The sequence below is a fragment of the Snodgrassella sp. B3088 genome, assembly GCF_026535815.1.
GTDB classification, from domain to species: domain Bacteria; phylum Pseudomonadota; class Gammaproteobacteria; order Burkholderiales; family Neisseriaceae; genus Snodgrassella; species Snodgrassella alvi_E.
Genome location: NZ_JAFNPG010000037.1, coordinates 66,422 through 78,316 on the forward strand (window position 1 = coordinate 66,422; position 11,895 = coordinate 78,316).

At 42.3% G+C, this 11,895-nt stretch carries 9 protein-coding genes, 2 tRNA genes, 1 other RNA gene and 1 pseudogene; 7 read left to right on the plus strand and 6 right to left on the minus strand.

Annotated elements, in window-relative coordinates; translation table 11 throughout:
* Window positions 1–306 precede the first annotated feature (306 nt).
* The 3 genes from thiL to J3U75_RS10435 all read left to right on the plus strand — a co-directional run bounded on the left by thiL (window position 307) and on the right by J3U75_RS10435 (window position 2,467).
* Entirely contained in the window at window positions 307–1,272 is a 966-nt protein-coding gene (gene thiL, locus J3U75_RS10425) for a thiamine-phosphate kinase (protein WP_267392035.1), read from the plus strand.
* Window positions 1,256–1,777 carry a phosphatidylglycerophosphatase A gene (locus J3U75_RS10430; RefSeq protein ID WP_416384702.1) on the plus strand — a complete coding sequence of 174 codons (522 nt, stop codon included), beginning with the start codon at window positions 1,256–1,258 and terminating at the stop codon, window positions 1,775–1,777. The genes thiL and J3U75_RS10430 overlap by 17 nt, the downstream gene beginning before the upstream one ends.
* A gap of 144 nt (window positions 1,778–1,921) precedes the next feature.
* A complete protein-coding gene (locus J3U75_RS10435) occupies window positions 1,922–2,467 on the plus strand; it encodes a ZapG family protein (protein WP_267392037.1) in 546 nt (181 codons plus the stop codon).
* A 72-nt stretch (window positions 2,468–2,539) separates the two neighbouring features.
* Here the strand turns inward: J3U75_RS10435 and J3U75_RS10440 are convergent, their stop codons facing one another.
* Window positions 2,540–3,958: a 3'-5' exonuclease family protein gene (locus J3U75_RS10440; RefSeq protein WP_267392038.1), complete on the minus strand. Its 1,419-nt coding sequence runs from the start codon at window positions 3,956–3,958 to the stop codon at window positions 2,540–2,542.
* Between the two features lie 220 nt (window positions 3,959–4,178).
* Here J3U75_RS10440 and J3U75_RS10445 point away from each other — a divergent pair.
* A tRNA-Arg gene (locus tag J3U75_RS10445) sits at window positions 4,179–4,255 on the plus strand.
* Window positions 4,256–4,260: 5 nt separating this feature from the next.
* Window positions 4,261–4,335 (plus strand) — tRNA-Glu (locus J3U75_RS10450).
* 103 nt (window positions 4,336–4,438) lie between these two features.
* Here the strand turns inward: J3U75_RS10450 and J3U75_RS10455 are convergent.
* The 3 genes and pseudogenes from J3U75_RS10455 to J3U75_RS10465 form a co-directional block, all read right to left on the minus strand.
* Window positions 4,439–5,155: an SIMPL domain-containing protein gene (locus tag J3U75_RS10455; RefSeq protein ID WP_267392040.1), complete on the minus strand. Its 717-nt coding sequence runs from the start codon at window positions 5,153–5,155 to the stop codon at window positions 4,439–4,441.
* A 119-nt stretch (window positions 5,156–5,274) separates the two neighbouring features.
* An RNA gene (ffs, locus tag J3U75_RS10460) (signal recognition particle sRNA small type) lies at window positions 5,275–5,372 on the minus strand.
* 362 nt (window positions 5,373–5,734) lie between these two features.
* Window positions 5,735–6,896: pseudogene (locus J3U75_RS10465) on the minus strand (DEAD/DEAH box helicase); the annotation flags it as partial.
* A 424-nt stretch (window positions 6,897–7,320) separates the two neighbouring features.
* Here J3U75_RS10465 and recA point away from each other — a divergent pair.
* The gene (gene recA, locus J3U75_RS10470) at window positions 7,321–8,370 is read left to right on the plus strand and encodes a recombinase RecA (RefSeq protein ID WP_267392042.1); all 1,050 of its coding nucleotides are present in this window, start codon (window positions 7,321–7,323) and stop codon (window positions 8,368–8,370) included.
* 232 nt (window positions 8,371–8,602) lie between these two features.
* A complete protein-coding gene (gene trpE / locus J3U75_RS10475) occupies window positions 8,603–10,078 on the plus strand; it encodes an anthranilate synthase component I (protein WP_267392043.1) in 1,476 nt (491 codons plus the stop codon).
* A 175-nt stretch (window positions 10,079–10,253) separates the two neighbouring features.
* Here trpE and modD read toward each other — a convergent pair whose 3' ends face one another.
* Window positions 10,254–11,099 (minus strand): ModD protein, encoded by an 846-nt coding sequence (gene modD / locus J3U75_RS10480; protein WP_267392044.1) that lies wholly within the window; start codon window positions 11,097–11,099, stop codon window positions 10,254–10,256.
* A gap of 110 nt (window positions 11,100–11,209) precedes the next feature.
* The gene (locus tag J3U75_RS10485; RefSeq protein WP_267392045.1) at window positions 11,210–11,458 is read right to left on the minus strand and encodes a hypothetical protein; all 249 of its coding nucleotides are present in this window, start codon (window positions 11,456–11,458) and stop codon (window positions 11,210–11,212) included.
* Window positions 11,459–11,895: the final 437 nt, after the last annotated feature.

Consider the following 11,895-nt stretch of genomic DNA (forward strand, 5'->3'; position numbering starts at 1 on the left):
TGATGACATTGGTTTAGTGGTTTTGATGTTGGCAATATAGCAATTATTTTTGTTTCTGTAGAATAATTGCTTATATATTGTTCAGTTATTATTATTTGAAGATGGCGATTATTCCTTGCTTTGTAAGTACCATATTGTCATTTTTTTAAATAATATGGGAATTAATCAAGCTTTGGAATAAAAAAATAAAGATTGCATATTTGGTTATTCATACAATTATCAGTATATTTAAATACAAGCTTTTGTGGCACGATAAGCTAAGAATCTTTAGAATTATCCTAGATTTTAGATAAAATTGGATATTTGGTGACAGAATTTGATTTCATTCAACAATATCTCTACCGGCAGCAGCAGGATAACGAACTGGTGTTGGGTATTGGTGATGATGCGGCCATTGTGCGGCCACGCAGTGGCTATGATTTGCATTTCAGTACAGATATGCTTGTGGGAGGAACCCATTTTTTTACAGATGTTGCCCCAGAAGATCTGGCGCATAAGGTATTAGCTGTCAATTTTTCAGATATGGCTGCTATGGGTGCTACTCCTCGCTGGGCTCTATTAAGCGTGGCATTACCGGAGCTGAAGCAAGACTGGTTAACCGCTTTTTGTGATGCATTGTTTGCACTGGCACGTCAATTTGGTGTTACCTTAATAGGAGGAGATACCACTAAGGGTAATTGGGTATTTAATGTTACCATTATTGGTGAAACACCACGCCAACAGGCATTACGCCGAGATGCAGCACAACTGGGTGATGATATCTGGGTGACCGGATTGCTGGGTTTGGCTGCGGCTGCTCTGGATGTGTACTTGCATAAGACTTCTTTACCAGCTGCAGTATTTGCCCAGTGTGAAGCTAAACGACTGCGTCCGGAACCTCGTGTTGCATTAGGAAAAGAGCTTTTATCACTGGCACATGCGGCACAGGATATATCTGATGGTCTCGCACAGGATATCAATCATATTCTCAAAGCCAGCAATGTTGGTGCAACAATAAATGTTGATTTGATTCCTTCATTACCAGATCTACGAATATCTGATGCATTTCTTCCGGCTCAGCTATACCATTGGCTTTTGGCTGGTGGTGACGATTATGAGCTGGTATTTACCGCTGCGCCCAGCCAACGTGAGGCAATTATGGCTGCAGCCAACAGAGCTACTACATCAGTAACAAAAATAGGTACCATTACCGCAGGGCGTGAGCTGCAATTAATTAATCATGCTGGCAATGTGATTCAGCTACAGCATCAGGGATTTGATCATTTTGGCTAATTCAGAAACGACTACATCTTTGGTTACCCCGACATGGCACTGGTTATGTAAGCATCCAGTGTGTTGGCTGGGCTTTGGCTTTGGTAGCGGTCTGGCACCTAAAGCACCTGGTACATTTGGGACGCTACCAGCATTGCCCTTGGCTGCATTGTGGCTCATGCTCGGTTTTTCGTTCTGGTACAACATTGCGTTTGCTGTCTTTCTTTTTCTGGTGGGTATTTTTATTTGTGATTACACTGAAAAAGCATTACACCGACAAGACTATGGTGGCATAGTCTGGGATGAAATAGCTGCCATGGTACTGATTTTATTCTGCATACCAGCTGGCTGGATATGGTGGTTGGCTGCATTTGCGGTTTTTCGCTTTTTTGATGCAGTTAAACCTTGGCCGATTCGCTGGTTTGATAAGCGTGTCCATGGTGGTTTTGGTATTATGCTTGACGATTTGATTGCAGCTTTGTTCAGCTTAGTGGTGTTGTTACTGAGCGTCTATCTAATGATTTAACCAAATACAAATGTTGAAAATGTTTAGAACGACTAAATTTGAGCCATATAGCCGTAAATTAAATTACTTTATAGCTTCGATGGCTGTTATAGTCACAGCCGCTAGACATAACAAAAGCGATATTGATTGGAAAAGGAAAACAGTATGAATGGTCAGCTTTGGTTATATGTATCTTTAGCTGCAATAATCGGATTGTTGCTTGGATTGGGTTTGATGTGGTTAATTCTGCGCCGTGGAAAACAGCACCAGCACTATCAGGCCGTGAAAACCAGTTTTGATAACTATCGTCAGCAGGTAGACAAACATTTTATTGATACGGCTAATGCTATAGATGAAATGAATTGTAGTTATCAGAAAGTATTACAGCTATTAAATGCAGATGCGAAGCAATTAATGGAAAAAAAAGTCTTACAGGAGCAGCTGCGCAAACGTGCTGACAAGAGCATTACATTGGATTTCATGAGTAAAGGGGTGAATAAAAACTCTCCGGCTGATGCAGAATCATCCTTACCCTATACTGATATTACACAGGCAGCGGTTATACCGATTAATGGAATGCCGGACCAAGTGCCTGATCGCATCGGCCCCAATGTTGTTCACACGCATGAACAGCTGACTCAGCCCAAAAATTCCGTTCGGGACAATATAGCGACAACTAAAAACGAAGACTTACAGCAAAGCAAATCTTGAATACAAAATTATCATATTACTGAAAGCAGCTGGTTGTGACAGCTCATAAATACAACCTGCTGCTTTATTTCCTTAACAGATAAACTTAATATTTGTAGGTTTTTTCAGCCGTTGCTTAAGAAGTTTTGGTAGCAGAGGATGGAAGTACCAGTGTTGTTCATCCAGTCGAATGCAACCTGCCTGAGCTTCAATGATTACGTTGTTACCGGTAACAGCATCAATTTCAGTCAGCTGCAACTGGTGCCATTTGCCCCAGTCACAAACTGGTAATAACGGCGCATACTTTAAAACCAGCTTATTGTGTTTCTGGGTAGCAGCATCCTGTCGGCAATTACCATCACATAATCCTGCTGCCTGTTTAGGGCAGGGTTCATCTTGGGCAAGACTTTGTGGCGTTATATCCAGCACCGCCGGACACAAATCATACTGGCGAGCCCATTCTGCCAGTGCTCGCTTGGCTGCCCGTGGATGAACAAATAATCCAAACGGTGGTTGAGAAAGGATCCCTTCTCTGAGGTGAACAATCCGAGCCTGCAGCTGACCATGAAAGTTTGGAACAAAAGTAACTGTATACCATTTCGCTGGTGCACTTTTTGCATCCGTACAACTATATCCATGATGCAACAAATAATAGCCTTGCAGCCAAACTGCATGCAATGTACTTACTGAAGGAATAAAATCTACGCTTCTAGCTAGCGACCAATCTTTTAAAGTATTTTTATGCTGGAGTAGCGTGCACATATCAGTAAATGCACGTTCCACTAACCTTATTTTGGTGTTTTCCTGCTGATTTGGCTGCCATAGAATCAGACCTGCACAATCTGGTAAAGAATACAACTGCTGGCGTAATTCTGATTGAAGCCATGAAGGCAGAAAACCAGGTTTAATCAATGTTTGCCAGTGGGTCATCCAAACTGATATGGTTTTTTCTTTTAAGCTGTATTGTAAAAATTCAGCTAGAGCTATGACATCACCCATTGCCCGATGGCGTTTTGCAGCATCAATCTTAATTGCAAAGCGTTCAATAATGCTGTCTAGATTATGCTTAAAATATTGCGGATACAATTTGCGTGAAAAAGGCACAGTGTCCAGGGTAGGGGCAGCAAAGTTAATCTGGCAGTGGGCAAAGGCATGGCGCAAAAAAGTGTAATCAAAGCGGCTGTTGTGAGCGACCAGTAAGTGCCCTCTTAATAAGGGTAATAATTCTGGGGCAATATCAGTAAAAACTGGCTTATCCTGCACCATTTCATTACTGATGCCGGTTAACTGAGTAATGAATTCGCTAATAGGCAGCTGTGGATTAATTAGCCACTGATGCCGGCTGATACAACCTTCATGAAACCTCAAAATGGCTATTTCAGTAATCCGGTCATTTTCAAAGTGACCACCGGTGGTTTCCAGATCAACAATCGCAACTGGCAACGGCAGCGTGAACAAAACCGCTGCCAGCTCCGTAAATGCAGCGGCGTCATAATTGACAGCATGATTCATGACGCAAACAAATAACGCATAAAGAATAAGTATTTTATCTTAAAATGAATGCAAGTACAGCTAATAAACTATATAAAATGCATATTTAATCCTGTATTCAACACCCTTAAATCAAAGAATTCTTTTTCATCAAAACAATACATTGCCTATTATTAATTTTTTTTGAGCATCGCTAGTATTGACACTGGAGTCAATGTTGCCTATACTGCACATCTTTCACGCACCCGTAGCTCAGTTGGATAGAGTATCTGGCTACGAACCAGAGGGTCGGGCGTTCGAATCGCTCCGGGTGCACCAAATCCGCGCCCATCGTCTAGCGGTTAGGACATCGCCCTTTCACGGCGGTAACCGGGGTTCGATTCCCCGTGGGCGTGCCAGTTTAAAAGAAAAGCCAGTTCATTCGAGCTGGCTTTTCTTTTATCTTTCGTATTCAACTAAAGTCAATAACATGGATATAGTTAAAAGAGCATTGAAGCGAGATTAGGGTAATCCGGTCACCTGTATCTTTCCATTAATGTTTAGAGTTAATTGGGTTTCTCCAGCTGCAACGTCCTGAATTGGAGCAGAGTTACTAGCTTGGCTCATCATCATAGGGCTAGCATAAGAGTTATAATTTCGACCGCTCTGGCTGCTGCCTATACTCATATTCACTACTTTGTATCCATGTCCACCTAAATCATGAGTGATCTGTCGGGCTCGCTGCTGAAAAAGGGCAATGGCCTGCTGGGTCAATTTTGCTTCATTATTGTGCAGAGTAGCATCTGCAACCTGATAATCAATACCTTCAATCGCTGCCACTTTCTGTACTTCAGCAGCAAAACGATTTAGAGCAGATAAATTAGTACTTTTAATTTGTATCAGGGCAAAATCCTGCCAGCCATTGTCTATTCTCTTATCTTTTTGATAATCAAATCTAGGCTCAACCCTGCGGGTTAGCTGAGTGGTATTGAAATCCTCATGCCGGCGAGCAATGGCCAAAACCTGATTCAATTGATTAGTAACGTTACTGCTTACTTGTTGCCTGTTTATACCCTGCTGCTGAATTTTGAGTAGCAACACCATTTCATCGCGAGCTACAACTTGTTTCGCATCTGCGGTTAACTCAACGACACCATAATTCAGTCCTTCTGCCATGGAATTAAAACCACTAACAGACAGTATTATTGCGTACAAATAGGAAGAGTATCGAATATTCATTGTGTTAACTCTTGTTGTAATCAGATTGATGCAGATTAACAAAGCAGCAGAGTAAATACAATAATCAATTGATGAAAAGGAGAATAAGGAAATAAAAGATAGAATTTATTAGAGATGAGGGTGGCGAGCCAGACCCCCGGCACTGGTCGCTTTAAGCTGGGCTGCTTGCTTCCGCACCTGACCCGTTGTCCTAAATAACCATGCGAGGAGACCCGCCACAGCAGCGCATTATACCTATAGTTGGATTAATTCCCAAATTTTTTCACAATTTACTCATTTGCAAATAGAGTAGATGTTAAAACAATAAATATATCAAAGAATTAAATTCTCTCTAAATACGGATTTTCGTTTTTCGAGCGCCATAATTAGGTTGCAACAGGGCACATTGCGGATGATTATGCCGACTAAAGCGACGTGCTCGGCCAGGAATCTGCTGGCAAGTCACACTGACATCCTTATTGTCCAATCCTCTATTATTGTTTTCTGAATTAAATTTGCTATTGCGTTGATGCTGGTGTGGTGTGTGATTATTACTTTCCACTTTCACGGAGGATGTCTGTACAGCCTTATTTTCTGATGGGGTCTGTTCCCACCAACGTGGCTCAAAACCCTCAATCCGCTCTATTAAAAGGTCATTTCCGGTCAATTCCTTTATCGCACCGAATACTTTCTGTTCCTGCTCATCCATTAATGAAATGGCCACGCCTTCTGCGCCGGCACGTCCCGTACGTCCTATTCGGTGTACATAGTCTTCAGCATTCAGTGGCAGTTCATAATTAATTACAAAAGGCAGTTCGGCAATATCCAGTCCTCTAGCCGCCACATCAGTAGCCACCAGAACACGTAAACTGCCTTCCTTAAATTGAGCCAGTGTTTCCAGACGTGTTTGCTGCGATTTATCACCATGAATTGCCTGTGCAGTAATACCCCGTCGGTTTAATTCGCGATTGACCTGATCAACACTTTGCTTGGTGTTGCAGAATACAATTACCTGATTCATGTTCAGGTCGCATATCAGCCGTTGCAGAAGAGAACGTTTGCGTCCACTATCCAATGCAATGATATGTTGCTCCACATTGGCCGAAGTGGTATTTTGTGCTGTTACCTGAATTTTCTCAGGGTGATGCATGAAATCCTGTGCCAGCCGCTGAATTGCCGGTGCAAAAGTAGCTGAAAACAGTAGTGTTTGCCGTTGCGGTGGCAGCATCTGCATAATTTTGCGGATATCATCAATAAACCCCATATCCAGCATACGGTCTGCTTCGTCCAACACCACAATTTCCACCTTGTTCAGTTGAATATTTTTTTGCTGAACATGATCCAGCAGACGTCCTACTGTAGCAATGACAATTTCACAGCCCTGACGTAAATTCTGTTTCTGGATTTCCATATTCATACCACCAAACAAAACCGTCTGGCGTAAAGACAGATTTTTTAGATACCCCTGTACATTCTGGTCAATCTGATCTGCCAGTTCACGCGTAGGTGTCAGTACCAACATACGTACCGGATGCATCGCCGGAGAAGTACTGGTATTTCCATAACACTTTAGTCGCTCCAGACTCGGCAGCATAAATGCTGCGGTTTTTCCAGTACCGGTTTGTGCTGCCGCAAGTAAATCCGCACCAGCCAAAGCCTTTGGAATAGCGGCAGATTGGATAGGCGTAGGTTCCTGATAGCCCTGATCAGAAAGTGCAGAGACAATTTCCTGAGATAAGCCCAAATTGGCAAAAGCATTCATATAAGACAACCCCCAGCTGCTGCCAGCAATGACAAGCAACTGTAACGAATTCGATAGAACTAATTACTGAACAAATGTCAGCATTGTGAAAGACAACCTAACAACCGCTATCCGGCCATCATGTAAAAGTCATAGCAACAACAAAGTTACTAAAGTAAGACAATAGTGTATCATCTTTATCAACCTCTTATAAACTTGACTGACAACCGTCTGCAATCAATAAAAATTCGTAAAAAATTATTCTGAGGAAATAACTTCATAAGTGGAAAACAGGCAGCAGTCGGACATTTCCACTCACAGCAGACAATAACAAAACTGTAAAATTCAAATACATAGCATAACTAAACTTTTGCTAAACACCTGACCAGAACCTTATGCGATAATTGATTTATTTAATCAATTATAAACAGGCGAGCACAACATCATGTCAGATGAAAAAAGCAAAGCACTGGCTGCGGCCCTAGCCCAAATAGAAAGAAGTTTTGGTAAAGGTTCCATCATGAAAATGGATGGCAGCCATACTGATGAAAACCTTGAAGTCATTTCTACCGGTTCACTTGGACTAGATTTGGCTTTGGGCGTAGGTGGCCTACCCAGAGGTCGTATTGTAGAAATCTACGGTCCAGAATCATCCGGTAAAACCACACTCTGTCTAGAAGCCATTGCTCAATGTCAGAAAGGTGGAGGTACCTGCGCCTTTATCGATGCCGAAAATGCCTTTGACCCCATCTATGCACGTAAACTAGGTGTAAAAGTTGAAGAATTATTGGTTTCCCAACCGGATACCGGTGAACAGGCTCTGGAGATCTGTGACATGCTGGTACGCAGTGGTGGTGTAGATATGGTTGTCGTTGACTCCGTCGCTGCACTGGTACCTAAAGCTGAAATCGAAGGCGAAATGGGTGACAGCCATGTTGGTTTACAGGCTCGTCTGATGAGTCAGGCCTTACGCAAATTAACTGGTAACATTAAAAAAACCAACACACTGGTTATCTTTATCAACCAGATTCGCATGAAAATCGGCGTAATGTTTGGAAACCCTGAAACCACGACTGGCGGTAATGCACTTAAATTTTACTCATCCGTACGATTAGACATCCGCAAAATCGGCCAGATTAAAAAAGGGGATGACGTCATTGGTAACGAAACACGCGTGAAAGTGATTAAAAACAAAGTTGCTCCACCGTTTAAGCAAGCCGAATTTGATATTTTATATGGCGAAGGCGTAAGCTGGGAGGGAGAACTGATAGATATTGGTGTTAAACTGGGTATCGTTGAAAAAGCTGGTGCTTGGTACAGCTACAATGGCAGCAAAATTGGTCAGGGTAAAGATAATGTACGCCAGTGGCTTAAAGACAACCCAGAAATTGCCAATGAAATCAATCTTAAAATTCGCAACAAAGTCGGTATCACTGCGCAGAATACCGAAGGGCAACTGGACGAAACTGACGGTGAAGCACCAGTTGACGAGTAAACCAGCAAAAAAGCTGCCCATCAAACGGCAGCTTTTTTATTGACAAGTCTGATTTCACTCCAAATAACAGTATATTAAGTCATCTCTCCTACGTGCATGTCATAACAAAAAAGCCTGCGTAAAAAATGCTTTTCATTATGAATTACGCTATGATATGAATCAGTAAAAAACAATAGTTTAAAAGCATCATTATTCTGAGCAAGCATATCAATACACAGACCAAATAAATATCATGATTACCCTAGCTGAATACCAGCAACAGACTGCAGCCGGCTATACGCATATCCCTTTAGTGCAGGAAGTGTTAGCCGACATGGATACCCCCTTATCGCTCTATCTTAAATTAGCAAACAAACCATTCAGCTACCTGCTCGAATCTGTAGTAAACGGCGAGCGGTTTGGACGTTATTCTTTTATAGGTCTACCCTGTGATACCTATTTGAAAATATCTGGGCAAACCACCAATGTATATCAGCAAGCGCAGCTAGTTGAGACATATCAGGGTAATCCACTGCCTTTTATCAACCAATTTCAGTCCCGTTATAAAACACCTGCTATTCCGAATTTGCCTCGCTTTACCGGAGGACTAGTTGGCTATTTTGGTTACGAAACAATATACCATTTCGAGCAGATTGCTCACCGTCTAAAACAAGCAGATAAACCTAACCCCATAGGGACACCAGATATATTTTTATTACTTTCCTTAGAGCTGGCCGTAGTAGATAATCTATCCGGTAAAATCTACCTGATTGTTTATGCAGATACCAGCAAAAAAGACGGTTATCAACAGGCAAAGTCACGGCTTGAGGAACTCCGTACCGCTCTGCGTCAAAGCGTACAATTACCCCTTTCTCTTGGTAGCAAGCGTACAGAAGCTGTACCAGAAACCGGTGCTGAGCAGTACAAAAATTATGTTAAGCAAGTACGGGAATACATTCTTGATGGTGATTGCATGCAAGTCGTGCCTAGCCAGCGCCTAAGTATGCCTTTTCATGACAATCCACTCAGTCTCTATCGTGCTTTACGCACCTTAAATCCTTCACCTTATTTATTTTATTACCATTTTGACGATTTTCATGTGGTTGGTTCTTCACCGGAAATTCTGGTGCGGCGAGAACAGAACAACGTTATCGTACGTCCCATTGCCGGTACTCGGCCTCGTGGAAAAACACCGGAAGAAGATCAGGCGCTGGCACAGGAACTGAGCCACGACCCTAAAGAAGTAGCTGAGCATGTTATGCTAATTGATCTTGGTCGCAATGACGTCGGGCGCATCAGCAAAACAGGACAAGTAAAAGTGACCGATAAAATGGTTATTGAGCGTTATTCTCATGTCATGCACCTGGTTTCCAACGTTGAGGGTGTGTTACAGGATGGCATTTCCAATCTAGATGTACTCGCCGCAACTTTTCCAGCCGGAACACTATCAGGAGCACCCAAAGTGCGTGCTCTGGAAATTATCGAAGAGCTAGAACCAAATAAACGTGGTATCTATGGTGGCGCAGCCGGCTATCTAAGTTTTTCTGGTGACATGGATTTATGTATCGCCATCCGTACCGGAGTTATCAGAAATAACACTCTTTTTGTACAAAGCGGGGGCGGCATCGTATTTGACTCTGATGAAGAACTGGAATGGCAAGAAACTCAGAATAAAGCTAAAGCCGTAATCCGAGCAGCACATATGGTGCAGCAAGGGCTGGATAAATAACCAGTCTTCAGGCTTATACGGTAGATAAAAAACGATGGCTAAGCTGACATCACCAAAACACACCATCTTAGCCATCGTTAAACCAAATAAAATACAAAAACAAGCAAAGCATTGCATAAGCGGGGTCGATATTACAGAACCAACCCTTGAGCCATAACTTCGACTGAAATTCAACTCAAATAGGTTGTAAACGTACCTTAATATCTATCGGTGGCGCACAATAGGGCGCAGAAGTTACCAATAATAGCGCGCCAGCACGCATATAATCCGCCACATTCATTAACGTAATTCCTCCTGCTGCTGATAGCAAACACCTCGGTGCCAGCGATTGAGCTTGCTGCATTACCAAAGCAAATTGTTCCGGTGAAAACTTATCCAATTGCACAATATCAGGCTGTACATTTAAAGCAGCCACAGCCTCTTCAATATTATCTGCTTCAACAATAATCTTCTTTTCCGGCGCAGACCGCCGGAGTTTAGTCACCATAGCATCCCAGTTATCGGGTTCTGCATAAAAACGGCGATGATTGGCAAATAACAACACCGATTCAGCCGTACCTGCACGATGTAAAATCCCCCCACCATCAATCACCGCCACAATTGCCAGCGTCTTAGTGCCGGGAATACTTTTGCGCGTACAGGCAATCTGTACCAGTGGATTAATAGTCTGAGCCGTGGTCACCATCTGCGCCATATATTGCGCCACACCGCCACACCATTCCAGCACATTTTGTACCACTTTCCAGCCCAAATGCAGCTTTTCTGCTGCGCCGGAAGCCGTCACTAATACAGTACCTGCAGCCACATCTTCCCCATCTTTCACATGAGCCGCCACATCCAGAGCCAGCTTTTGCAACAACCTTACAGCCACAGCCACACCACTTACCCGACCGGCCATCTGCCGACAAAACGTCATCTGTCCTAAACGGTCACCCACACCCAAAGCCCGTGTCGTTAAATCACCATATGCAACATCGTCCACTAACAGCCTGTCCAGTTCAGCATCAGATAAATAGAACATTCTCTGTTCCCCCTTAAAATTAATAAACAGCCTACAAATAAAAACAGCTAATATCCAGAACAGCAGGAAATACAGCCTGCGGTATATTCACACTACCAAAATTTGCTGCCTTACTTTATTATTTTTAATATTTTTCTCAATTTTTTTAAAAGAGAATCAGAATATCTCATTCCAGTAACATGCTTACGCACAGGATAAATATCTTTTCGCGTAATACTCCTATTCTCAACAATTGATTGTACTTTCATAGGATGCAACTTATGAGAAATAATATGCTTTATGTTTTGTACAATTTGTTTACCACGTTCAAAACTACTCTCAAGCGGCAAAATCAAAAAACACATCCACAATTTTGTCATAATAAAAACAATACATAATAGACTACTGACAGAGCGCGACCATATCGTCAGTATTATCACTGTACCTTCGACCTAATTTAATTTGCAGGTAACTAGATGAAATAGTGCATATGCTTGAGCAAATGCAAAACACGCGTGCATAACCATCAGACGAATTGCTGGTGAAAAAGCATCAACTTATAAAAAGCCTAGTAAGGAATATACTTTAGCAGGCTTAATTTAACGGACAAAAATAGTAATTGCCGTTTCTAAAAGCCATAAACAGAAAAAAGAAAAGTCAAAGCACTACAACAGTCAAATCACAAAGGTATTGAGTTAAATGACTGAAAGAAGACCAATATCGGGGCGAAAGCGGTAAAAATAAATCTTATTAGAACAGTGGTTTGGTGTATTGGATAAAAATAAGCGGAGGAAGTAGTTGACAGGGTGGATGTAGG